This is a genomic window from Pantoea sp. NGS-ED-1003 (genome assembly GCF_000738765.1).
GTDB lineage: Bacteria > Pseudomonadota > Gammaproteobacteria > Enterobacterales > Enterobacteriaceae > Pantoea > Pantoea septica.
Genome location: NZ_JPQA01000014.1, coordinates 1 through 24,072, shown reverse-complemented (window position 1 = coordinate 24,072; position 24,072 = coordinate 1). Strand labels below are relative to the sequence as shown.

Genomic DNA, 24,072 nt, shown 5'->3' with positions numbered 1-24,072 from the left:
GCTGCGAATCTGCTCGCCTTGCGTCAGAATAAGAATGAGAATCCACTTCGAGAAATTAATCTTTTAAAACAGATATTTATTTTGCTGCATGAAAATCAAAAGGCAAAATGTTATAAACTTGATAAGCTAATCAGGCGCAAAGCAATTTTCTCTGCAACCGTGGCGTTGCGCAGGGCGCAACGTCTGCCCGAGACGCAACCGTTCAGGGTAGCGTTTTCGCCTGCGTCCAGATCAAACTAAATAATATGATGGCAATATGAGCAAAAATGACGATGAAAAGCTGGTAGATATTTTGACAGGCGAAGCCGTGATGGCGCTACTGGCGCAGGATTCGCCCGTTTTTGCCGAGCACGTCGTGGCGCAACTTCAGACGATGGCAGCGTCTGAGCGCAATCCCATCCGGCAGCGAGCCTTTCAGCGCGCGATTGCCGAGTTGATCAGCGCAGCAGGCCAGTCGGACCAGAACAGCGCCTTCTTTGGCAACGACGACTGGCCGGAGAGCGAGCCCACTCTTCACTGACAGCTGCCGTTATGACCCGATTTTTTCAGCGACAAAGCGTGCCGCATCACGATAATTTTTTTGCAGCGACGCATCCGCCGTCTGTTCAGCTTGTTGTGTGAGCATCGTGCTCAGCCCCGCCAGCTCAAGCGGCTTTCCCGCTTTCAACAGCAGCGACGCTATCTCTCCGATCGCCGCATGAATTTCGTCTGGATCTTCTGCTTTTTCAGTGCTCACAAGGCCTTTGTCCATGCTGGTCATTATCGTTTTAATCCCTGACAGCTGCGCCTGGGAAATGTCTACATCCGGACGATCAGGGAATCGCCTTTATCAGTTTCTGCCGCAGAGCGGCGACCCGGCTGGTCAGATCGGATAGCTCCTCAAGCGGCGTATCCATAACTGAGATCATATCCGCCGGCACGCCAGCGGCCTCAGATTTCAGCGCGGTTCCCGCTGGCGTCAGCGTAATCAGCACGCGACGCTCGTCATGTCCTACGTCGCGCCGTCTACTGATCAGGCCCGCCTGCTCCAGCCTTTTGAGCAGCTGGCTCAGCGTGCCCGAATCAAGATGGACGCGCGTCCCCAGCTCAGAGACGGTGACATTGTCGGTTTCCCACAGCGCCAGCAGAACCAGATATTGCGGATAGGTCAGCCCTAGCGGCTTCAGACGCGACTGATAGAGCTTGGTCATCGCCAGCGACGCGGAGTAGAGCGCAAAGCAGAGAAACTGATCGACGGTAACAGGCGCGCTGCCTTGCGAAGCGCCGCCGCAGGTTTCTGGTAATTCTACATTCATGGTGTTGCTGCTTATTATCTGATCGAAAGAGAGCGGCACAGCGTCATCCTGTGAGGTCGTGATAATATTGAATCAAATTAAATTGATGTCAACCTACTGGCCGGAGAGAAATCTCTGATTAATCGAAATTCCCTTTTTACGCGGCCAGCGTGAGCTGTTGCAGAGCCTCGCAGGTCCTGCAACAAAGCGAATTAGTTATAGTCGACCCGAACCACCGCCTTCGACTTTTGCGGGTCAAGGTAAGTCAGGCTGACATGGTCCACGCCAGGCAAAACCACATCGCCCTGCGCCACCTGCTGAAGGCCGATTTGCTGCGTATGAACGCCGTTGTTGTCCTGGCAGGCGAAGGTGATGCGGCTGGCGCCTGGGGTTAACTGGCAGGGATCCTGGGCGATCGCGCCGCTAAACGTCAGAGAACCGCCTGACGTCAGGGGCGCGGCGAAAGCGGAATTAAACAGCATAAGAAACGCCAGACCAAGACCAGCACTGACTTTTGCAGCGGACGATGTCATCAACAGGCTCCTCAGAAAAGTTCGTCCGTGAAAGAGATCATGCGATCCGTTATGGCATTGAGTGGCAGAGAGTGACTCTTGTTATCACTGGCACTGTGAGTAACAGTATATTCACGAAGATGAAAAACTGCCGGTGATTTAAGAATGAAGGGATCTGTCGTAAAAGAGACGGCGATGCCTGTCCGGCATCGCCGCCGCGCTTTAGTCGATCAGTTTATCCAGAGAGAGCGGCAGATCGCGAATGCGCTTGCCGGTCGCGTGATAGACGGCGTTGCTGATGGCCGCCGCCATGCCCACAATGCCTAACTCGCCGACCGCTTTGCCGCCCATCAGGGTGGCGTGATGATCCGGCTCGCCGACGTCGATGGTGACGATCTCCGGCACGTCAGCATTCACGGCGATCAGGTAGTCCGCCAGGTTGTTATTGATGACGCGGGCGTTGCGCGGATCGATAACGCCGCCTTCCAGCAGCGCCTGGCCCAGCCCCATCACCATGCCGCCAATCCACTGGCTGCGCGCCAGCTGAGGGTTATAAAGCCGTCCGCTGTCGAAAGCGGAAACCAGCCGTTTAACCCGCACGGTGCCGAAATCCTCGTCGACGCGCACCTCAACGAACTGCGCGCCCCAGCTGTGCGCCGAAAAGGCTTCAGGACGCGTCATCTTCGACATCGAGTGCACCGCCCGATCGCGATCCTCTTCGCTCTCCTCTTCAGAGAAAGTGCCGGAGACCACGGAAAGCGTCAGCGAGTCGTTCAGCTCCACCAGTTTGTCGTAGCGAATGGCGCGATCGGGCTGGTTTTTCACGCATACTGCGCCGTCACGCAGCACCAGCTGCTCGCGATCCGCCTGAAACAGCGGCGAGCCAGGCGATTCGGTCGCCAGGGTAAAGAGTTTCTCGCGCATCGCTTCCGCCGTCTTGTGCACCGCCGCGGTAAGATTGCCCGCCAGCTGCGAGCCGCCTGCTACGCCGGCGCGCGGCAAATCAGTATCGCCCAGCTCGACGCGAATCTGACGCGAAGGAATGTGCAGCACCTCGGCGGCGGTCTGCGCCAGAATGGTATAGGTGCCGGTGCCGATATCCGCCCCGGCGCTCTGCACCACCAGGCTGCCGTCGCTGTGGAAAATCAGCTTCGCTTCGGCGGGCGAGCGGCTGACCGGATAGGTGGCGGTCGCCATGCCCCAGCCAATCAGCTCGCGCCCTTCGCGCATCGAGCGCGGCGCCATGCTGCGCTGGTCCCAGCCAAAGGCTTCAGCGGCGGCGGCGTAGGCCTCTTTCAACCGGCGCGTGCTCCAGGGCGCATTCAGCTGATAGTCATGATCGGCCCAGTTGCGCAGGCGAAATTCCAGCGGATCGATTCCCAGCGCATAGGCCATCTCGTCCATCGCCACTTCCAGTCCGAAGGCGCTCGGGTTCTCGCCCGGCGCGCGCATCCAGCCTGGCGTGACGGTGTTGATCGCCGCCACGTAGTGACGCGAATAGACGTTCGGCACGGCGTAGAGACGGCCTGTCACTTTATTGGTGCCCTCGGCGAAGGTGTCGATCAGCGAGGTGTCGCTCAGGCCGTCATGGATAATCGCCAGAATTTTGCCGTCGCGCGAGGCGCCCATCTCAAGGTTCTGGATCGTCGCCGGACGACCGCCGAGCCCGGTAAAGGTTTGCGGCCGGGTTAAAGAGACTTTAACCGGCCGTCCCAGCGCGCGCGAAGCGACGCAGGCAAGCGCCACATGAGTATAGGGCACAGGCTTAGAGCCGAAACCGCCGCCTACGTAGGGGGAGATGATGCGCACCTGGTCAACCTCGATGCCCAGCCATTCGGCGATTTCGGTCTGCGCGCCCATCACCCACTGACTCGGTTCCCAGACCGTCATACGCTCATTCTGCCAGGAGGCGACGCAGGCGTGCGGCTCCATCGGCATGTTGTATTCGCGCGGCGTCGCGTAACGCCCTTTGATTTTTACTTCCGCCTGCGCCATCGCCTGATGGGCATCGCCGAGATCGATGTTGGTGCCGCTGCTCTCTTTACGCGCGGCGCGCGGATCGTCCGGGTAAACCAGCGCCGGCTCCGTCTCATACTCCACTTCCACCAGAGTGGCTGCCCAGGTGGCCTGCTCGAAGGTCTCCGCCACCACCAGGCCGATATTCTGGCCGTTATGGATAATCTTATTGTTCTGAATCGGCGTATAGGTGGACTGCGCCGCGCCGCCGTCGGCGATGGCGGTCGGCTTATTGATTTTCAGGCTGTTGAGGTGGGTGTAAACCGCCAGCACGCCCGGCGCCTGACGCGCCTTTTCGGTATCCATGCGGGTAATGCGTCCGCTGGCAACGGTGGACTGGATCACCACGCCGTACGCCGCGTTTTCCGGCTGATGCTCAACCGCATAGCGCGCTTCGCCAGTCACCTTAACGACGCCGTCGCCGCGCTCGCGCTTTTCACCCAGCGCCTGATAACTCTTTTCTGCCGTATCCATTGTTAATCCTCTCTGTTCGGCCTGTTAAGCCATGCCGCCCGCTTTCATCAACGCGCGTGCGATGGCGCGCGGCGCCAGCAGTTTCTTGTGCTGGTTTTGCGGCAGCAGCTCGGCGTCCTGCACGACCAGCTCGGCGGCGCGGCGCAGGGTTTGCTCGTTGAACGGCTGACCGCGCAGCGCCCCTTCGACGTGCCGCGCGCGCCAGGGTTTCGTCGCCACGCCGCCGACGGCAATGCGCAGATCGCGGATGCGGTCGCCATCAAGCTCGATGCCGACCGCCGCGCTGGCGGCGGCGAACTCATAGGAGCTGCGATCGCGCACTTTCAGATAGTGGGACTGGCGCAGCGCCGGCGTTAACGGCAGTTCCACCGCTACGATCATCTCGTCCGGCCCCAGATCGTGCTCCAGATGCGGCGTATCGCCCGGCAGCAGGTAGAATTCATCGATGGGAATGCGGCGTTCGCGCTGGGCGGCGTTGCGTACGATGACGACCGCCTCGAAGGCGGTCAGCGCCACCGCCAGGTCGCCGGGATAAACCGCGATGCAGCTTTCGCTGGTGCCCAGAATGGCGTGGTTGCCGTTGACGCCGCCGCGCGCGGCGCAGCCGGATCCCGGCTGGCGTTTATTGCAGGCTGAAAAGGTATGGGGATCGCGGAAATAGACGCAGCGGGTGCGCTGCAGCAGATTGCCGCCTATCGACGCCATGTTGCGCAGCTGCGGCGACGCCGCCTGCCACAGGCTGTCATAAATCGCGGGCGCGTTCTGCTGGCATTCAGGATGATTCTCAACCTCGCTCATACGCGCCAGCGCGCCGATGCGCAGCGTATCCGCCGTAAAGGCAATTTCGCGCATCTCCGCAAGCTGGTTGATGTCAATGAGCGCGGCGGGCTGTTCGACGTCGCATTTCATCAGATCGATCTGGGTGGTGCCGCCTGCCAGAAAGCGGCTGTCCGCGCGCTGCTTCTGCCGCAGCGCGTCATCGGCATCGCTGACGCCGACGTAGTCGAATGGGTTCATGTCGCCTCCTTGCTAAGGTCGGCGGCCGCCTGCTGGATCGCCTCGACGATATTGGGATAGGCGCCGCAGCGGCAAAGATTGCCGCTCATATATTCACGGATTTCGTCCGCCGAGCCGGCATGCCCCTCGTCGATACAGGCCACGGCCGACATAATCTGCCCTGGGGTGCAGTAGCCGCACTGAAAGGCGTCGTGTTCCAGAAAGCGCGCCTGCACCGGATGCAGGGTGCCGTCGGCCTGCGCCAGGCCTTCGATGGTGGTGACCGACTGGCCGTTAGCCTGGGCCGCCAGCGTCAGGCAGCTCAGCACGCGTTTTCCATTGATGAGCACCGTACAAGCGCCGCACTGTCCCTGATCGCATCCTTTTTTGGTACCGGTAAGCGTCAGGTGCTCGCGCAGCGCGTCAAGCAGGGTGACGCGGGGATCCACCCGCATCGTATGCGGTTGCCCGTTGATCGCCAGCTGCAGTTGTAGATTTTCAGACATAGCTCGTTTCCAGTATTTAACGGGGTTTAAAATGGCGTGTTATGCACGTTATGAGGAAGTCTATTGTGGTGTGCAATCCGTTAAGTCTAGACGGCTAAGCGAAAGCGGGGTTGCCTGTTTCTGGAAATCTGTTGCCTGATTGTCCAGATAGCGATTCAAGGGGATTAAGGCTGGTCATAAAAAAGGAACCGGCCGCGGCGGCGGGTTCCCTGCTGGCGGTACGTTCCGAGACGTCAGGCGATCTCCACGATGGCGTACTCACGGGCAATCGCCACAGTTTCCCGCCCCCACGCCGAGGCTTGGGTTCTGGCCTGATGCATATCGAAGGTTTGCTGGCTGGTGAACCGCTCTTCTACCGACCAGATAAGCGGATCCGCTGTCTCCTTCACTTCGAAGCTAAGGCATCCTGATTCTTCTTTTGTCAGCCGGATGTGCTCGGGAAGATAACGGCGCACCAGCGCCGTCTCTTCCGTGTTTTTACAAATCAATCGGCCGGTAAGCTTAATCATCGTGTTCCCTTCAGTTGCGTCACGTTGCGACTTTTTTACTACGAAAACGTGACGCTGCGCCATCCCGGCGCTCTGTTCAGGGGGCGAATACCGCGCGCACGCAGCCATCTTCTTTATGCTTGAACATCTCATAGCCGCGCGGCGCCTCTTCCAGCGAGAAGCGATGCGTCGCCATAAAGGCGGGATTAAGCTCGTTCTTCGCCACGTGATCCAGCAGCCGATGCATATAGCGCTGGCCGTGCTGCTGCGCGGTGCGGATCGTCAGGCTTTTGTTGATCATCAGCCCCAGCGGGAATTTGTCCATCACGCCGTATACCCCCAGAATCGCGATATTGCCGCCTTTGCGGCAAGCGTAAAGCGCCTGACGCAGCGCGGCGCCGACGTCGGTTTCCAGATGCAGCAGCTGTTTGGTTTTATCATAAACCTGGCTGAGCCCTTCGCCGCGCGCCTCCATGCCGACAGCGTCGATACAGCTGTCCGGGCCGCGACCGCCGGTCAGCTCCAGCAGCGCCTCGTTGATATCGACCTGGGTATAATCGAGCGCTATGCTGCCGGCATAGTCACGCGCCATCGCCAGCCGCTCCGGGTAGCGGTCGATGCCGATAACCTGATGCGCGCCCATTAGCCACGCGCTTTGCTGCGCCATCAGGCCTACGCCGCCGCAGCCCCACACCACAACGGTGTCGCCGGGATGAATATTGCAAAAATCCGCGCCCATGTAGCCTGTCGGCGCCGCGTCGGAGAGAAACAGCGCCTGCTCGTCGCTTACTCCTTCCGGCACGACAAAGCAGTCGTTGTCAGCGAAGGGCACGCGGACATATTCGGCGTGCGAGCCAGCGTAGCCGCCAAAGGCGTGGCTATAGGCGTAAATGCCGCCGGTCGGGTGGCCCAGCACCGTTTCACCCTTCTCCCACTGCGGATTAGTGTTGTCGCAGCAGGAGGGCAGCTGATGCTGGCAGTACCAGCAGGAGCCGCAGGAGATAAACGAGGGCACCACGACGCGATCGCCACGGCGAATATTTTTCACCGCGCTGCCGACTTCGACCACCTCGCCCATAAATTCATGCCCGAGAATATCGCCCTCGCGCATGCTGGGGATCAGGCCGTCGATGACGTGGAGATCGGAGCCGCAGGTGGTCGTTAAACGAACGCGGATAATCGCATCATGGGGATTGAGCAGGCCGGGATCGGCCACCGTTTCAACGCTGAGATCGTTTACGCCGTTCCAGCAAAGTGCGCGCATCTATTTCTCCTTATCCTGACGGTCGGCATGGCGGCCAGCGGGCTGGCCGTCAAGGGTTGGGATTTCGCCGGTTTCGGCCAGACTTTTAAAGCGGTGCAGTGCTTTGCTGACAATCTCTTTAGGCAGGAGATCGAAAAAGGTCGTGACCTTTTTGCCCAGCGCACCGCCCGGCGGCGTAAAGCGCAGCGTCAGCGCCAGTTCGGTTCCCCACTCGCCGGGCGCCGGGCGCAGCAGCAGCTCGCCCTCGTTGGGGATGTCCGCGCCCTCCAGCGACTGCCAGGCGATGATGTTGCCCGGCTGCGCCTCGACGATGCGGCTCTCCCATGAGTAATGTTTGCCGAGCGGCCCGTCGACCTGCCACTGCGCGTCGCTTTTGTTAAGGGGCGTCACGGTGGCGAAATGGCTCATGATGCGCGGTAAGGTATCGGGTGCCAGCCAGAGCGCAAACAGCTCTTCAGCGGGACGTCCAACGGTTATCCAGCGCCGCAATACGAGCACATCGGCCGCGGCTTCAGGTTGTAATTTTTTGGCCAAAGGATCCTCCCGTAAGGCGCAATCAGGCGATGAACATAATTTGAGTTAAGTTCAGAGGATCGGATATTGCGAGCGTAACCGCAGATAGAGAGGGGCGCACGAGGGGGTGAAAAAAAACCGGGAACTTTCCCCGGCCCATGTTATTGCTGGCTGTTTTGCCAGTGACGCTCGCAGTGTTCGCGGGCTTCCGCGGGTAAATCTCGCAGCTCCGGCAGGCTGTCGCCAGAGCCGTAGTCCATGGCGACGGCCACCTCTTTTTGCTCATCTCTGGCTGCGAAGGTGAGCTTCTCGTCCAGTTTTTCCCAGTCGCCGTCGTGCTGGCGGTAAATCAGCGCATAGGTCGGCGTTTTTTCGTCGTCGCCGTAAATTTCATATTTCTGCTCTGGGGCATCATCAGGGCCGAACTGCAGCGTTTCGATCAGGGTTGCATCAGTCATCTTGCTCTCCTCCGTGGGTAAGCAGTAAGGGTAGTTCATAGATAAAGAGGTGGCAGACCTGACTCAGTTGCGTATTCTGACCTGCTAAGCCGATCACGTCTGAAATGAGGTAAAGCGTTATGTCCCAAAAGAGAGCAACGCTAACTGGCCTGCTGGCCATTGTGCTGTGGAGCACAATTGTCGGCCTGATTAAAAGCGTCAGCGAGAGCTTTGGGCCGATCGGCGGCGCGGCGCTGATCTACAGCTTTAGCGCCGCGCTACTGCTCTTTACCGTCGGCTTTCCCAGCGTGCGCACCTTTCCGCGGCGCTATCTGCTCGTCGGCAGCCTGTTATTTGTCAGTTACGAAATTTGCCTGTCACTGTCGCTCGGCTTTACCAACAGCGGCCGTCAGGCGATTGAGGTCGGTATGGTGAATTATCTCTGGCCAGGCATGACGATTGTGCTGGCGGCGCTCGTTAACCGGCAAAAAACCAGCCCGCTGATTATTCCCGGCCTGCTGCTGGCCGTCGCGGGGATCTGCCGCGTGCTGGGCGGCGAGCACGCTTTCTCAATGAGCGAGATCGGCAATAACATTATGGACAACCCGCTCAGCTATGGGCTGGCATTTTGTGGCGCAGCGATCTGGGCGGTTTACTGCGTGGTGACAAAAAAGATTGCGAACGGCAGCAACGGCATTACGCTATTTTTTATCCTGACTGCACTGACCCTGTGGGTGAAATTTCTGCTGTCGCCGCAGCCAGCATTAGCTGTTTCGCCGCAGGCGCTGCTCAGCCTGGCGCTGGCCGCAATGGCGATGGGATTTGGCTATGCCGCATGGAATACTGGCATTCTGCACGGCAACGTTAACCTGCTGGCTGCGGTCTCCTACTTTATTCCGATCCTCTCCTCGGTACTGGCGGCATTTCTGCTGCATTCGCACCTGACGTTATCATTCTGGCAAGGGGCCGCAATGGTTAGCCTAGGGTCGCTGCTTTGCTGGTGGTCCACCCGCACGCCATCAGGCAACAAAGTTGCGCGCGAGCTCCCATAAAGGCGAAGATACATCCCCAGACCGCACGCCAGCCGCGCGGTCTGGGTAGAAAAAGGTAAGTACATCTCAGCAAAAATGTGTAACTAGTTAAATTACAAAAGCCAGCGATCTATTATTTTATGTCTCTTCTCATAATGTAATGGTTGCGTAAAACGCTGGCGACATAGCACTAGGTGATTTTTCGATAAAATGGCATTATTGTTGTTATTGTTCCTTTCAGTAACTATTGAAATTTAATGCAAATATATGATTCATCCAGAAAAGTCAGCTCTATTAAGTTCGCTTGGGGTCTGGCTGGCATCCTTTTCATAATGTTTGTTACTTACAAAATTCAGGCGAAAGCCATTTTGCAAACGGCCGAGTGCCTTTATCACAAAAGTCCTGACAGCTATACAGACTGGTTAACACATATTGCGCAGTTCGTTTACAGGATAATTTTTAAAACCTGCGATCACGATTATCGTTAACATTTCTGGCACAGCAACAGATTAATGAAAAAGAAAACGAAACAACGTGTGACATTTAATAAGGAAGAGCCACACCAGAAACCCGGCCGAGCAGTAAAGAAATAAAAACAGAATTAAGCCTGCCAGTTTGTCAGGGAATCGCATTAGCATCCTTTCCAGCTTCATCAAAAGACGTTAATAAAAATGATAGATTTCATTAACACCTCATTTGACATATCATGCTTTAATCAGACCTCATTATCAGACTGGAACCATAAATCCCTCTTCAACATTTAATCTTGCCTGCCCCTTCTTCTTTCTCCCCTTTCTGGAATGCGATCGTAATCAAATAGTGTGATGTCCCACCGGCGCGGCCGCCGCTGATTAAAGCAGACCTGGATAAATGCAATAGCGCAAGTGGCTTACGAGAAAGATGTTGAAGCAGGTTTTATTATCAACGAAATAAAGTGGTCGCTATTGTGACTACGCGCCATAACTCATGAAACGTTTGATTAATGTAACTCCCCTTGCTTGCGCCCTTTACCGGGCGTTTTTTTCATTTATGGGCTATGCGAATAAATAAATGCACCGCATAACAAAAACGTTATCGCTTGTTGATATTCGATTCAATGCCGGGATATTTTGATAACCTCATACAGGCTTCCTCTTTATGCTCACAAACTGGGCGTTTCATTGCTAATTATTAGCAGCGCTCCTCCAGAGGAGCGCTTTCTTTTTTTCTCTTCCCGCCCTAACGATTAGCTATCGTTCTCAATCTTTTTCCACCTGGCTTCTTGGCAGATCGCAGCCGGCAAGTCGAAGGCAGCGTCAGGCGCTGCGAACGGCCTTAAGCGTGTGCGCTTTGCGCGCCTTCACTCGCCAGACGACCCACAGCAGTAAAAACCAGAACGGCATGGCGCAAAGCGCGGCCAGCGTATCCGGATCGAAGACCATAATCACCACCGAGAAGGCGAAAAACAGCAAGCTAATCCAGCTCATCACGATGCCCGCAGGCATTTTAAACTGCGACTGCGCATGCAGTTCCGGACGCTGCTTACGGTAGGCCAGATAGGCCACCAGGATCATGCCCCAGCTGTAGATCACCAGTATCGCCGCAAGCGTGGAAACGATGGTAAACAGCGTCATCACGTTCGGCACCAGAAACAGCAGCAGCGTGCCGCTCAGCATGCAGAAGCAGGAGAAAAACAGGCTGCGCACGGGAATGCGCGTGCTCTTCGACAGAATGCGAAACTGCCAGTGCGCATGCTTTTCTACCGACAGGCCGTAGAGCATGCGGGTGCTGGAATACACGCCGCTGTTGGCGGAGGACATAGCAGAGGTGAGCGCTACAAAGTTGATAATCGCGGCGGCGGCAGGCAGCCCCGCTTTGGCAAACAGGGTAACGAACGGGCTGACGTCGGGAGAGATCGCCGCCCAAGAGGTGACGGCGATAATCACCACCATCGAGAGCATATAGAAAATGATGATGCGCAGCGGAATGGCATTGATCGCTTTCGGCAGAATTTTCTCCGGCTCGCGCGTTTCGGCGGTCATGGTGCCGAGCAGCTCAACGCCGGTATAGGAAAAGATGGCGATCTGAAAACCCGCGAGAAAGCCCGTCACGCCATGCGGCAAAAACACAGCCGGATCAGACAGATGCTGCAATGAAGCCCGCACGCCGTCGGGCGAGGTCCAGCCGGTGGCAACCATCCACAGGCCGGTAAAGATCAGGGCGACAATGGTGATGACTTTGATTAAGGCAAACCAGAACTCCGCCTCGCCGAACATCTTGACTGACAACAGGTTAAACAAACAGAGAATGCCCAGCGTGATGAGTGCCGGTATCCAGGCGGACATTTCAGGAAACCAGTACTGCATATAGCCGCCGCAGACCACCACGTCGGCGATACAGGTCACCACCCAGCTCAGCCAGTAGGACCATCCCAGATAAAAGCTGGCTTTGGGGCCCAGATAATCGGCGACGAAGTCGGCGAAGGAGCGATAGTCGAGCTTCGATAACAGCACCTCGCCCATTGCGCGCATCACCATATACATAAAGAAGCCCACCAGAGCGTAGATGATAAGAATCGAGGTGCCCGCCACGGCGATATTCTTGCCGGCACCCATAAACAGCCCAGTGCCGATGGCGCCGCCCAGCGCGATCATCTGGATATGGCGCTCGCTCAGCCCACGCTCGAGCTGCGGCGAAGAGGTGGAGCTGGCCGACGGCCCGTGCGGTTCTTTTTCAGTCATGGCAATTCCTTCTGAGTTGCGGAGAGCAGCCCGGCCCCAGCAGGCCCGAGCAGAAAGTCAGCGCGACCCTGATGGTCATCGTTCTTTTTTCAGCGCGGGAAGTCACAGATGCTTCTCAGCCACAGGATCTGCACGAGCTCGTCCTGCGACTGGTAGAGGTAAACTGCGCGTTAAAAGCCGGGCATCCTGTATTTATACGACGACATGTTTATTTCTCCTTTCGGAATAGGCGGAATAGCGTGATGATCCGCAGAGGAACTCGCGCCAGTAATATAGCGGCACAGTCAAATCGCGTAATAAATATATTTATCGCGTGGTATTATTCGCGTTAAATAGAGATAACAATGTTTAATCGGGTAGTTTCTGATTAATTAAGGCATTCCATCTGTTTCATTGGGATTCATACTGGCCGCCGTCTGTAACAAAGTCAACACAAGCAAGACTCATTCTATTCACTTTTTGACCTCTTTCAAAGTTCTGAAAAAATTGATAAAAACGCATTCTATGCAACACTACCGCATACATAATGCATACTTATGCAGTACATGCGGGTTGTAAAAGATGCGTAATTATTCATATGTAGTCACCTTAAATCGGCCTGTGGAATTGGCTTACGCGGTCACCGTCGAAACAGCGTCAACGAATTAACCACAGTTTTACTGCCGTCAGGAAAATAAGGCCTAGATTATTGTCTTCATGGATTATCTGACCATATTTCTTTAGCCGAAAATTTATATCAATATCAAGATAATGAATACCTAATGCATGAATTGGGTAAGCACAATCACAGATGTGATACAAGAAAAACAGTCTATTGCGGTGGTTCACTGCGACAGGCCGCAGCTTTTTTATTTCCGATAGCGAAATAGTCTGCCTGTTTGCTCAAGCCGGGCGCATGTCGCGGGGTCGAGATTCACCGTTCGACGCTAAACAATGCATGCTGCAACCACCCGGAGGCGCTAAGCGTCTGCTTATTGCAGTACCGTAACATTACATGGTTTGCTGACATATAAAGGATCAACAGCGAGACGTACTGGTAAATGCAAAAAAATTCGAGCTTTGCCACATATGAGGATGAAATTAAAGGACTACACATGAAAACGCTTTACTTTCGATGAGTAATTGAGAGCGCCAATGGATAGCCCAGCTTTGAAGCTGACAATATGCTGCGTCAAAAGTGGGCTCGATGAGCAGCGCGATGCTGGAAGCGTAACGGTATGTTATTTCGAGTATTTTCGGAGATAATGAGCATCTTTTTTAATTGAAAGGAAACTAAACAGCGTATAGATAGAATGATGAACCAAAGGAAGGTTAGCGTCTAAAGGAAAACAAAAAAGAAACCTGCTTTTTACGCACGATAGCTTATATTGTTATCTGCGAAAGTCTCGGGATACTAAGATAAGATCAAAGTTTTTATCCAGTCTTGGGCTTTCTGCCCTTCCTGGCGGCAGGCTTTCACCATAATGCTATATCATGTTCATTTCAGACTGATAGTAACCTGCGGCAGTCATTTTTAATGTTGTGGCGGAAGTACCTCTTTGAGACCTTTACGGCATTATAAAGGCTGACTTAGGGTGACACTATCTTCAGTGATTACAGTGCTTACGAAGTAGAGTAGCGTTCTCTCATTTATCAGTGATCAGGCTTGTCCGCCTGCCAGCTTATCCAGCAGAATCACTTCAGAAAGGTCAATTAAGAATTTCAACTCTTCAAACAGCATTGATGATACGGGCTGCGCGAATATGCTGTTCAATTTGCGCTTATGACTGTCACTCTTCTGTCCAGACAAAACGGCGTAAGTTTTCTGTGTCACGGTTGAGTTGATAACTGACACAACCATCCTCTTTAAAGTGGTTTCAATAACGCTACGTAACAGCGATTCCACCTGACTTTCTTTGCTCGATTTGGCAATAAAAATAGAAAAGACAGGTACAGTAATATTTTACTCCTTACTGATCAGTAAGTTGGAATGAACCTTTAAGCTGATTAATTGTGCTTAATTTCATTAGCAGAGTCTATTATGATGCTTTTTAACAATGATTTTCTCAGAAGGGTTTACATCAATAAATGAAGACATACCTGTGTTGGCTGATTGTTTAGCAACAGGATAATTGACTGCTATGGTTAACGTGACTGGCGAAGTATCCTGAAAAAATTCAGCAGAAGGTAATTTGATGATGACAAGTCCTCGATCCTGCTAATTGCTTTGTTTGCTTGCTCTCTGTTAAATCTGTTGCTGCTACGTTTTGGAAAAACCAGTTCAATCATGAAAAGTCTCCGCAGGGTCTTTCGCATGCCCTCCTAAAACTTTTCAGGCTATGAAGTCTCCTATGGAATGATTTATCCACTGGGTAGATCCTAACAATTCGATCCTTATATGATCCTAATAAGATCCTAAAGAGATCCCCGATCGCTGTAGCCCTTGCCAGCTCTGGCCTAAAAGGGTGATCCCATAAGCTGTAGCAAGTAAAATATAAGCTGCAGTCAGTAAATCATAAGCTATGAAGCGTAGATTATAAGCTGTAACTGGTAAACAAGATAAGCTATAGTGAGTTAAATCACGGTTTTCTCTGCTTAACTGTGGATAATTTTTATCTTTAATTTCATGTTGCTATTCGCTGTCCTGTTTGTTCTGTCTGGATCATACATATTCGATCCACAGCTCAGCGGATCTGAAAGTGCCCTGCGCCACTGCTCGCTTGCTGGGTGCTTTACTCTCTTTACTAGCTAAATTAACGGTTTATAGCGTTAACGATTAGGATCCGGAGCCTGTTTTGGATAACGAAAGCATAGATCTTGATACTCTTTTCCAGGAGATGGACAAATCCACTGGCGAGCTCGTCACCCTAACGCCCAACGCCAATAATACGGTGCAGCCGGTTGCGCTTATGCGGCTCGGTGTTTTTGTTCCGACCCTTAAGTCGTTAAAAAATAGCAAAAAAAATACAATGTCCGTTACGGACGCGACTGAAGAACTCTCCCGGCTTTCGCTGGCCAAGGCAGAAGGCTTCGATAAAGTCGAGATCGTCGGCCCGCGGCTGGACATGGATAATGATTTCAAAACCTGGGTGGGGATTATCCACTCATTCGCCAAGCATAAGGTGATTGGCGATAAGGTACAGCTTCCCTTTGTCGAGTTCGCCAAGCTCTGTGGCATACCGTCTAATCGCTCCTCTAAGAAGCTCAGAGAGCGTATAAGCCCTTCTCTGAAGCGAATTGCGGGAACGGTCATCTCATTCACAGCAAACACCAAAGAGCACTCTAAAGAGTACGTTACGCACCTTGTGCAGTCAGCGTACTACGATACTGCAAAAGATATCGTTATCCTGCAGGCAGATCCCCGGTTGTTTGAGCTTTATCAGTTTGATCGTAAAGTACTTTTGCAGCTTAAAGCTATTAACGTCCTCAAGCGGCGCGAGTCGGCGCAGGCTATCTATACCTTTATCGAAAGCCTGCCAAAAAATCCGGCGCCTATCTCACTTGCGCGCCTGCGCGCCAGGCTTAACCTTAAATCCCCCGTATTCTCTCAAAACCAGACCGTACGGCGCGCTATGGAGCAACTGAAGGAGATTGGCTACCTAGACTATACGGAAGTGCAGAGAGGCCGTGCGGTCTTCTTTAACGTGCACTATCGACGCCCTAAGCTCAAAGCGCCCAGGAACGAGAGCGAAGAAACCATTCCGACCGCAGTGCCTGCACCAGCCAGCCCCGATCCCGAACTGACGAAAAAGCTCGAGGTGCTCGAAAAGCTGGGGATTACGATGGAAGACCTGGAAAAGCTTTTCAAAAACAAGTGATTGCCTTTCCAGTATTGCGCGGATAGGCGTTCAAAAGCATGCATTCCCCGTCAGTTTACTCACTACAGCTTATATAGCCTCTGGTGAGTAAATCTCGCTATGGATACCGCACTACTGACAAGAGCCTAAAGCTGCAGTCTCTTGTTATATACGAGAAACGTAAAATTACCTTTTAAATCATCAATATGTTCTGGCGCCATCCGAAACGTCGTCTGGAACGCACATCACAAATATAAGCTGTAGTGAGTAACTTACTCACTACAGCTTATATACTTTTTTTGTATGCTTTATCACACAGCACCCAGCCAGCCAGCTTTCCTTGTCAGGGAAACCGGGCCATTGCTCGTCCAATGCAGCCTGCCCTCTCTTCCGACATACCAGGCATTCAGGATCTGAACCCTGTCTACAACAGCGACCAGTAACGTCGCACAGACTAACTTATTCAGGTTACTCACTACAGCTTATACAAACTCCAAAAAGAGCCAAATACTTACTACAGCTTATGTCATAAGCTGTAGTAAGTAATATAAACTATAGCGAGTAATTTACTCATTACAGCTTATATCTCTGCCCTGCCCTAATGTTTAAAGAGGAATATTTCAAACCCGGGATTATGTGTAAGATATTGAGGTTTTGCAGATGCTTACTGCATGCTGTCTTGAAAATGCCGGTTTTCAGGCGTGCAATAAAACAACTGTTCAACAGATAAGGTGGCAGCAGCGCAAAAGGTAATTTACTGATTACAGCTGATATGAGGTGACGTCGTATTGCGCGCCTGTATGCCCGGCTCAACAACATGGCACCAGAACCGGCAGAGCCAGCAGAAGCAGCAAGATGCAATAACCATTTTACTGATAAGCCTATTTCAGGGGCAAAACTTAATCTGCTGTCATTAAGACTTAATAAGGCAAGGTTATTTACATGGGCCGAACTGGCTTTACTAATAAACAAAGCATTATCAGATCCGAAAAGACATAACGTCACATACTGGTATGGATACTGTGGTTATCCCTTAAGCGTGATAAAAGGGCTTTCAAAACTGAAAGCGGCGGGAATTTCAGTTTGAAATATTTAGCCTGTTTTTTTATAAAACAGCTGCTTAGAGTATTTTTTTCGCGGGTACTCAGTAGCGATACGCTGCTAGTAGTGCTAAAGGTGAGGCCCTGACAGAGTACCGCTCAGGGCCTTCTTGTTATCAGGCTTTACTTTCAGCCTGCATTTTTTCCAGAATCGTTTTTACCGCGGCATCAAGCTCAGCCTGATAGTGCGCGGGAATACGTGAAAACTCATAAGTGACCAGACGTTTTTCCGCATCCGTCTTCTTACGGGCGAACTGTTTTTTGTCAGCGAACACCGCCATCTTTTCCGTCACGACTTTCTTGTCAGCTTTTGCACTTTTCGCACTGCTGTTTACCGAACGAATGAAACCAATGATTCTGGATTTCGATGTAGGGTCATGCGGATCCAGCGTGGTGTCCCCTTCTATGCGCTCGCGCACCGTCTCTACCAGCTCATCCAGACTGCCCTTTCTTGCTTCCACTTTCTCAGCAATATCAAGCAGCGTCTGATAATCATTAATAGAGAGATCGCTCACCGAGGGAAACAGGCCAATCAGTTCGTCAGGCACCGAAGCGGCCTGAAAAGCCCGGCTGATTTTTGCAGCCGACAGCCCTTCTGCTCTGGCGATCTCTGACTGATTCATGCTCTCGGGATACATCACCATAAGTCGCTTGCCCAGCTCACGCAGCGTATGCTCTTTCGCGGTCTGGATATCGATAGCAAGCTGGCGCGCGTCAGACAGCGAAAGGTCATCTTTAGTGACAAGCACTTCGAAAGGTGTGCCGTTATAGAGGCAGGCGGCGCGACGGCGCGAGCCGTCAAGCACTTCGATACGGCCGTCCACTTCGCGGCCGATGGCGGGAAAGAACTGCTGGAGCTTGATGGTTCGGGAAATATCGCTGACCGACTCCGGCGTAAGAAAAGCCTGGTCGCGGCCGTTTACAGCGGCATCGACATAGGTCTGCGCTTCGATATCATCGTGCAAGATTTTCGTCAGGGCGAAACGTGCTTCGGCGCCAGACTTTAGGATAAAAACGCGCGTGCTTTCCGTTTCGCTCAGCATGCGCGAAAAGCTAGAATTACCCAGCGTGCGGCCCATTTTTTTCATTTCTTTCATGACTGCGAACTCCTGACAAATTCAATCCGTTTAAACACGGCCTGGGTAAAACGTTCTGCCTCGCGTTTAGCATTTTTAAGCGCCTCTGTGCTGCCGGGGTAAGACTGGGGATCGGCGCTGACGATAGTGTCAAACGTCTCTCCGCAGCGCTCGAAGCCATCCAGCCGCGGCAAAGCAGCGTCAAGAATGTAAGAGGTGAACACGTCACGCGCTAAGCCATGCGTCATCTCGTGGTCGCGCTTGGAGGTCATTTTCGACATAAACCCGATATTGCCTTTAATGCGGGGATTAATGCCCTCATCTTCCAGCTGCTCCAGCATTTCCGGAAGACGGGTCAGATATTTGAGCGTGGAATGAAAATCCACCTGCGCAGGCGGCGTCGGCGTAAGCAGCAGATCGCTGGCGGCGATGGCGTTGAGCATAAAGGCATCGAGATGCGGACCGGTATCGATAAAGATAAAGTCATAGTCATCGCCGACGCGATCGATGATGTTACGACGTAACACTTCGGAAGGCAGTACGCCCGGCAGGTGTTCGCGAACCAGATCGTTCCATTGACTGGCGACGAAGCCATCATCAATCGAGGCCGGAATGATGTCCACGCCAGGAATAATCGTTGGCTGAATAATCTCTTTGTGAAGCTGTTCGGCGTCCAGATCGTTAAGCATCGCCTGCGCGGCGGTTTCCATAATTGAGCCGATGCTGTTTGCATGGTTCAGAAACATCGTGCTGGATGCTTGGGGATCGAGATCGATAACCAGATTGCGCAGATCGTACTGCAGCAGGTCCGGATGAACGCGCAGGCCGTGGGCCAGAGTAACGGTGCTGACTGTTTTGGAGACGCCACCCTTGAGGTTCACCACAAAGATGACGAACGGCCCTTCCCCTTTATGGATATCGCGATACTTAGGTACTTTACGATGCGCATAAATATCGACGACATCCTGTACCGTGAGCGCGTAGTGCTTTGTATTGCCGGCATCCTTTTTGCCAAACACGTGACCTTTGGATTCCATTTCGTCAATTGCCTGCTCGACGGCCCGGCGGCTGAGCTTGGGCAAGTTAGCAACCGAATTGCGGGTGAAGGTCTGGTAATACTGATCGAGGCCAAATTCGTGACGCTTATCGATAATATCGTCACTCATACTACGCAACATAGCGTTTGCCCTGCGCGCCGTTTCGTCTACTCCACCGTAATTGCTCTTCATCACTCCGCTCCGTTGGCAATATTTCGGGACAGTGTACAGAGTGTCCTGCTATGTGCAAGATTTTTGCGTTTTCAGTGAAAAATTGTACAGAGCATAATATTTTGTTCATTCACCTTGCCAAATGACAATCTGGCTGTTTTTTGGGCGGAAAAGCAGTGCGGAAAGATAATGAGGAAGGTTGAAAAGTTGCCAGATTACCCATGCTCTTTTCAAATATAAGTTGCTGAAATATATTCTTTTTTATTAATTATTTCACATTGAAATTCCCATGGCGTTAAGTGATCTGCGGTCACGGCGACTCTCGAAATAAAAAAACGCCAGTGTAAAGCGCACAGGTGCGGAACAGTGGATTATGCATTGCGATATATGCGGCGTGTAAATGGATAACCGCGCAGTACAAAGGTTTGAAGACGAAGAGAAGAGACCAGCGCTGGCATATCAAGGATAACCGCAGCGAATCATCAGGAGATAATACGGGCGGCTCTGAGCTGAGAGAATAAGCTAAAAAACATCTCGTCATTCGCGCATGACTGCGTAAAGCCAGTCCGGCGCAGTTTGCTGCCATCACCGAACATATCGTCGTCCCAGCCGAAAACGAATTCTGCGAACTGTGCATCGCTAAGTCGCAGAATATCTGCTTCCTGCAGCTTATATCGTTCAGCTATAGCACGCCAGGTGACGCGATAATCTGCGAACAGCTGCTGAAAAGAAAGCTTGACCGGCGACGCGCACTCCAGCTCAAACCAGTTCGCAATCCGTGGCCAGTGTTCGCTCCAGCGCCAGATATCACCATTATTAACGTTATAAGCCTGATTGCTGGCGTCTGGCGCCGTTGCCGCCCATAGCATCGCTCCCCCAAGCAGGCCCGCATCAGTATGATCGACAATGCTGTGTCAATTTTGAGGCGAACCGGGAAAACGAAGCGGTAATCCTTCTGTCTTACACAACGAAGCATAAAGAGCGATGCTTAGCGTAGGTTCATCGCATTGCCTGGTGTCGTGCTGCCTACTACGCCAGGGCGCAGCGCCTGCCTGCGCCAGTTTTTATGCTGCTGGAAGTCGCTCAACCAGCTGAGCTGAGCGGCGTTAAATTCTGCGCCCGGCACGCCAGGATCGCTCTTGCGCGCCGGCGTTTTAAACGGGCCGAAGTGAGCGCCGTAAACTTTATAGCCCTGCATCAGGCTGACATTCTCCAGTGAAGCGACGAGTTCCACATTGCTCATCAGATTGCGTAATATAGTGACGTTCGGTTCAACCATCGCACTCCAGTTCGCTGCATTCAGCCAGGCGTTATAGAAGATATGCGTCACCGACAAAGCGGTTGCAGCGCTTGGGCGCTTTACAGTGCGCTGAGCAGGTCGACATTTACTGTCATAACGTTATATGCATGCGCTTCAGCACGGCGTGATAGCCCGATAATCTGCCATTTTTTAACCAGCAGGGCGTTAACCATCTGGCTGCGCCGACAATGCCGCTGGCGCCTGCAACCAGCGCGACTTTAGGCGTATCTTTCTGCGTCATCTCTGTTCTCCTGAGTAAGAAAGAAACAAAGTGTGCTATATGTGATTTTCTGCACATGTCCTCTGAACAAGATGACACTTATAAGAAAAACGCTTAAATGAAGAATAAGCTCAGTACGATTGCAACCTTTCTAGGGGTAGCACAAGCGGAATCGTTCTCCGAAGCAGCGCGTCAGTCTGGCATAACGCAATCTGCTTTCAGCCAGAAAATTGCCGCGCTCGAATAGGAACTTGTCACGATTTTGCTGCACCGCACTGCGGGTTAAGGTGCATACCGAGCAGGGCGAATACTACCGCCGTCAAATAGTGCCGCTCCTGGAAGCGATGTAGGAAATCGAAAATCAGCTGCGACTCAGACAACAGCAGTTGCGGGGTATATTACATATACAGCTGCCAAACGGGCTGGGACAGCTTTTTCTGCCGCACCTGCTGACGCTGCAAAAAGATAATCCGGATCTAAACCTGACGCTGGCACTTGATGAACGCCTGTCAGAGCTGGTAAGTGAAGGCGTAGATGTAGCGCTGCGGCTCAGCAGCGAGTAGCCGGATACGCTTACAGCGCGCATGCTGGCATGCATTGAAACGCTATTATTTGCAGCGCCCGATTTAGCGCCGGTTGAATCGCTGGCGGAAGTGGCTAGGCTGCCTCACATTCGCTTCAGGGACATCTCGCAGGCATCGCCGCTTCCTTTGGTAGCAGATAATGAAACGGTTGAGCTGATGGTCAATACCATTTTTCACGCAAGCAACAGCGAAGGGCTGCTTCAGGCACTGTAGACCGGTATCAGCGTTGTGGGTATACAGCTGCTGCTGGCTGCGAAGGCGTTGCAGTCCGGCGAACTGGTTAGAGTACTACCGATCTAGCGTCTGCCAGATCGTTTTTTATATGCGGTCTTTCCTGATGCCCTTTTATTCCCTGGTGAATCAGGCACATCGTGCAGCTGGGTGAATCTTTGCTGAGGGATCTGCCTAGGATGACATTTTGTTCTTAAACGAAAAATGAGAGGATATGAATTAAGACATTTACTCAGACGCTTGCTTAAACCTGCTCCGATAGAATGAAAATGAATGGTGTTTCGGCAAGCGCAGCTGGCTGGCGTCGGTCGTATAAAAACTACCGCGTAACGTCTCTGGGATTTATAAAGAATACGTACCCGCTAACAGGAAGGAAAAAGGGCGCTTTTTTTCTTTGATCCTGCGTTTGAAGGCGTACATTGTTTGCCACAATAGCGCTAAAGAACAGAACGATGCGCGTATTACTGATGATGTTGAGGTAAAAATGAAATTTCCTGGTATTCCGGAAAATGAAGAAGAGCGACTGAAGTCGCTTTATATGATTGATCTGCTCGATACCAGGGATGATGAGCGCTTTGAAAGACTGACGCGAATTGGCCAGAGACTGTTCCAGGTGCCCATAGCGGTGATTAATCTTCTTGACCGCGATCGCCAGTGGACGCTTGCCTGTCAAGGCCTTAGCGGTCGCGAAATGAAACGGGATATCTCTTTTTGCGCCCATGCGATCCTGCAGGAAGACCCGCTGATTATCAGCGATGCCCGACTGGATGAACGCTTTCACGACAACCCGCTGGTAACAGGCGAGCCCTTTATCCGTTTCTATGCCGGTTACCCGGTGCGCCTGCCTGACGGCGCGGTAGTGGGGACGTTATGTCTGGTCAACAGCGAACCGCGCGAATTTACTGACGAAGATGTTGCCTCGCTAAAAGATCTCGCGTTCATTGTAGAAGATGAATTTCAGGTCATTAACATGGCGATGACCGACAGCCTCACCGACATTCCTAACCGGCGCGGATTTTACCACAGCGGCGAGAAGCGCTTCAGGGAGTATCAGCATAACGGCAACGCTTTCAGCATTCTCTATTTCGATCTGGATAAATTCAAACCTATCAATGATATGTGGGGCCATGCCGAGGGTGATGAAGTGCTGAAAGTCTTTTCGGCGCACCTGCGTCAGCTAATGGGCTCAAAAGATGTTATCGGACGGCTTGGCGGTGACGAGTTTGCCGTCCTGCTTGCCAGCGGTAAAGAGCCTTTAATCTTTCAGAACCGGCTGCGCGAAAACCTGAATGCTTGGAATCAGCAATCAGGCAAGCCCTATAATATCAACTACTCTTATGGCGTAATTAACAGTAGTCCCAGTAAATACAGCTCGCTTATGGAAATGATTAAAGAGAGCGATAGCGTCATGTATTCCGAAAAGCGCCGGAAGAAACTAGTCTAGTAGAGATAAAATTTAGCTACTCTCCTGCCAAAGAAGTTGCAAACGTTTTTATAAGTAATAACAGGATGACCCGCAAAATATTTTACATGATACTGGACCGTACTGTTCACAAGATCAACGGCGAGTCCTGTTTAGCTCAGGGAGAAACGGCCTCCAACCGTACAGCCTTTCGCCATCAGAACGCGGTACAGTTCATAAATAAGATCGCGGTTTGGCCCTTCGCCCTCTTCGGCTTTTTCCAGCGCCAGCCTGGAGGAGGTTACCAGCACAACATGGTAAGAGGCATCAAGCTGAAGGACGCCGTCAATTAACCCCTGCATGAGGCAGCGTTTTGAGGTAGTGTCGTAATAATGGAATGTCAGTCCTGTTTTCCCGCTGTCCCGCTCGATCAGCACACGCGCCAGCCCTTCGCGCTTCTGCCCGTTGCAGCTGCCTGTCGAATAGATATGCACTGTTTCATGTTTACTTTGCGCGCTAATGCTGTTTGTCTTTTCACATGCTTACAAGTCTGTACCGGTTAGTCAATGCAGGTGATGCTGCCAACTTACTGATTTAGTGTATGATGGTGTTTTTGAGGTGCTCCAGTGGCTTCTGTTTCTATCACCTGTCCCTCCTGTTCAGCTACTGACGGGGTGGTGCGTAACGGTAAAAGTACTGCCGGACATCAGCGCTATCTCTGCTCTCACTGCCGTAAAACATGGCAGTTACAGTTCACATACACCGCCTCTCAACCCGGTACGCACCAGAAAATCATTGATATGGCCATGAATGGCGTTGGATGCCGGGCAACTGCCCGCATTATGGGCGTTGGCCTCAACACGATTTTACGTCACTTAAAAAACTCAGGCCGCAGTCGGTAACCTCGCGCATACAGCCGGGCAGTGACGTCATCGTCTGCGCGG

The 24,072-nt window shown here is 52.6% G+C and carries 20 protein-coding genes and 3 pseudogenes; 7 read left to right on the top strand and 16 right to left on the bottom strand.

Features of this window, described 5'->3' with window-relative positions; all coding sequences use genetic code 11:
* Window positions 1-256: 256 nt before the first annotated feature.
* Window positions 257-520, top strand: coding sequence for a hypothetical protein (locus JS46_RS21570; RefSeq protein WP_051905664.1), 264 nt, complete (start codon window positions 257-259; stop codon window positions 518-520).
* Between the two features lie 9 nt (window positions 521-529).
* On the opposite strand, the gene JS46_RS21565 is transcribed toward JS46_RS21570, so the two are convergent.
* The 10 genes from JS46_RS21565 to JS46_RS21520 form a co-directional block, all read right to left on the bottom strand.
* Window positions 530-760: a hypothetical protein gene (locus tag JS46_RS21565; protein ID WP_033755703.1), complete on the bottom strand. Its 231-nt coding sequence runs from the start codon at window positions 758-760 to the stop codon at window positions 530-532.
* Between the two features lie 52 nt (window positions 761-812).
* Window positions 813-1,295, bottom strand: coding sequence for a MarR family winged helix-turn-helix transcriptional regulator (locus JS46_RS21560; protein WP_033755757.1), 483 nt, complete (start codon window positions 1,293-1,295; stop codon window positions 813-815).
* A 191-nt stretch (window positions 1,296-1,486) separates the two neighbouring features.
* Window positions 1,487-1,807 (bottom strand): hypothetical protein, encoded by a 321-nt coding sequence (locus JS46_RS21555; RefSeq protein WP_127908358.1) that lies wholly within the window; start codon window positions 1,805-1,807, stop codon window positions 1,487-1,489.
* Between the two features lie 201 nt (window positions 1,808-2,008).
* Complete coding sequence (locus JS46_RS21550) at window positions 2,009-4,276, bottom strand: xanthine dehydrogenase family protein molybdopterin-binding subunit (protein ID WP_033755700.1); 2,268 nt, start codon at window positions 4,274-4,276, stop codon at window positions 2,009-2,011.
* 24 nt (window positions 4,277-4,300) lie between these two features.
* Window positions 4,301-5,293, bottom strand: coding sequence for a xanthine dehydrogenase family protein subunit M (locus JS46_RS21545; RefSeq protein WP_033755699.1), 993 nt, complete (start codon window positions 5,291-5,293; stop codon window positions 4,301-4,303).
* Complete coding sequence (locus JS46_RS21540) at window positions 5,290-5,778, bottom strand: (2Fe-2S)-binding protein (protein WP_033755697.1); 489 nt, start codon at window positions 5,776-5,778, stop codon at window positions 5,290-5,292. The genes JS46_RS21545 and JS46_RS21540 overlap by 4 nt, the downstream gene beginning before the upstream one ends.
* Before the next feature lie 233 nt (window positions 5,779-6,011).
* On the bottom strand, window positions 6,012-6,287 hold the full coding sequence (locus JS46_RS21535) for a putative quinol monooxygenase (RefSeq protein ID WP_033755756.1): 276 nt from the start codon (window positions 6,285-6,287) through the stop codon (window positions 6,012-6,014).
* 76 nt (window positions 6,288-6,363) lie between these two features.
* Window positions 6,364-7,530: a zinc-dependent alcohol dehydrogenase gene (locus JS46_RS21530; protein ID WP_033755695.1), complete on the bottom strand. Its 1,167-nt coding sequence runs from the start codon at window positions 7,528-7,530 to the stop codon at window positions 6,364-6,366.
* Window positions 7,531-8,064, bottom strand: coding sequence for an SRPBCC family protein (locus tag JS46_RS21525; protein ID WP_033755694.1), 534 nt, complete (start codon window positions 8,062-8,064; stop codon window positions 7,531-7,533).
* A 140-nt stretch (window positions 8,065-8,204) separates the two neighbouring features.
* On the bottom strand, window positions 8,205-8,501 hold the full coding sequence (locus JS46_RS21520; RefSeq protein WP_033755693.1) for a hypothetical protein: 297 nt from the start codon (window positions 8,499-8,501) through the stop codon (window positions 8,205-8,207).
* Window positions 8,502-8,620: 119 nt separating this feature from the next.
* Between JS46_RS21520 and yddG the strand changes: the two genes are divergently transcribed.
* Window positions 8,621-9,532: an aromatic amino acid DMT transporter YddG gene (yddG, locus tag JS46_RS21515; RefSeq protein WP_033755691.1), complete on the top strand. Its 912-nt coding sequence runs from the start codon at window positions 8,621-8,623 to the stop codon at window positions 9,530-9,532.
* 1,274 nt (window positions 9,533-10,806) lie between these two features.
* On the opposite strand, the gene JS46_RS21505 is transcribed toward yddG, so the two are convergent.
* Together JS46_RS21505 and JS46_RS21500 are read right to left on the bottom strand one after the other, a co-directional pair.
* Complete coding sequence (locus JS46_RS21505; RefSeq protein ID WP_033755689.1) at window positions 10,807-12,231, bottom strand: amino acid permease; 1,425 nt, start codon at window positions 12,229-12,231, stop codon at window positions 10,807-10,809.
* A gap of 1,639 nt (window positions 12,232-13,870) precedes the next feature.
* Window positions 13,871-14,116 carry a hypothetical protein gene (locus tag JS46_RS21500; protein ID WP_033755687.1) on the bottom strand — a complete coding sequence of 82 codons (246 nt, stop codon included), beginning with the start codon at window positions 14,114-14,116 and terminating at the stop codon, window positions 13,871-13,873.
* 931 nt (window positions 14,117-15,047) lie between these two features.
* Here JS46_RS21500 and JS46_RS21495 point away from each other — a divergent pair.
* Window positions 15,048-16,028 (top strand): RepB family plasmid replication initiator protein, encoded by a 981-nt coding sequence (locus JS46_RS21495; protein ID WP_033755755.1) that lies wholly within the window; start codon window positions 15,048-15,050, stop codon window positions 16,026-16,028.
* Window positions 16,029-16,824: 796 nt separating this feature from the next.
* Window positions 16,825-17,094 carry a hypothetical protein gene (locus JS46_RS24285; protein ID WP_127908357.1) on the top strand — a complete coding sequence of 90 codons (270 nt, stop codon included), beginning with the start codon at window positions 16,825-16,827 and terminating at the stop codon, window positions 17,092-17,094.
* Window positions 17,095-17,223: 129 nt separating this feature from the next.
* Here the strand turns inward: JS46_RS24285 and JS46_RS21490 are convergent, their stop codons facing one another.
* The 3 genes and pseudogenes from JS46_RS21490 to JS46_RS23010 form a co-directional block, all read right to left on the bottom strand.
* Entirely contained in the window at window positions 17,224-18,204 is a 981-nt protein-coding gene (locus JS46_RS21490; RefSeq protein WP_033755686.1) for a ParB family protein, read from the bottom strand.
* Window positions 18,201-19,412: an AAA family ATPase gene (locus tag JS46_RS21485; RefSeq protein ID WP_033755685.1), complete on the bottom strand. Its 1,212-nt coding sequence runs from the start codon at window positions 19,410-19,412 to the stop codon at window positions 18,201-18,203. The genes JS46_RS21490 and JS46_RS21485 overlap by 4 nt, the downstream gene beginning before the upstream one ends.
* Before the next feature lie 461 nt (window positions 19,413-19,873).
* Window positions 19,874-20,932 (bottom strand): annotated as a pseudogene (locus tag JS46_RS23010) (SDR family oxidoreductase).
* A 97-nt stretch (window positions 20,933-21,029) separates the two neighbouring features.
* On the opposite strand from JS46_RS23010, the pseudogene JS46_RS23005 reads away from it, so the two are divergent.
* Both JS46_RS23005 and JS46_RS21470 read left to right on the top strand, forming a co-directional pair.
* Window positions 21,030-21,923, top strand: a pseudogene (locus tag JS46_RS23005) (LysR family transcriptional regulator).
* Between the two features lie 287 nt (window positions 21,924-22,210).
* A complete protein-coding gene (locus tag JS46_RS21470) occupies window positions 22,211-23,170 on the top strand; it encodes a diguanylate cyclase (protein WP_033755754.1) in 960 nt (319 codons plus the stop codon).
* A gap of 131 nt (window positions 23,171-23,301) precedes the next feature.
* On the opposite strand, the gene JS46_RS23000 is transcribed toward JS46_RS21470, so the two are convergent.
* Window positions 23,302-23,622 (bottom strand): hypothetical protein, encoded by a 321-nt coding sequence (locus JS46_RS23000; RefSeq protein WP_081876086.1) that lies wholly within the window; start codon window positions 23,620-23,622, stop codon window positions 23,302-23,304.
* 132 nt (window positions 23,623-23,754) lie between these two features.
* On the opposite strand from JS46_RS23000, the pseudogene JS46_RS23675 reads away from it, so the two are divergent.
* Window positions 23,755-24,072, top strand: a pseudogene (locus JS46_RS23675) (IS1-like element IS1A family transposase); the annotation flags it as partial.